Source organism: Neisseria sp. P0001.S005 (assembly GCF_051963715.1).
Genome location: NZ_JBQCTZ010000981.1, coordinates 1 through 266, shown reverse-complemented (window position 1 = coordinate 266; position 266 = coordinate 1). Strand labels below are relative to the sequence as shown.

Sequence of the window (266 nt, the reverse complement as noted above, 5' to 3'; positions counted from 1 at the left end):
CCCAAGCCGACCAAATCACCATCCACACCGGTTGAGCTGGCCAAAATCGAACCGCCCAAGCCGGTCAATACTTGTCCACCCAAAGCTTTTTTACTGTGTTCCAACAAAGCATGGGTCATTTCATGGCCGACAACGGCGGCAATTTCATCATCCGTCAGCTTCAACTTCTCTACTATGCCGGTGTACACAGCCATTTTACCGCCCGGCATTGCCCATGCGTTCATTTCATCACTGCGGATAACGTTCATCTGCCAGTTGAAAGGCAC

At 51.1% G+C, this 266-nt stretch carries 1 protein-coding gene; it reads right to left on the bottom strand.

The features are described 5' to 3' along the window. The coding region (locus ACTHSP_RS23770) for a M48 family metalloprotease (protein ID WP_440347206.1) at window positions 1-266 on the bottom strand (266 nt) is incomplete at both ends.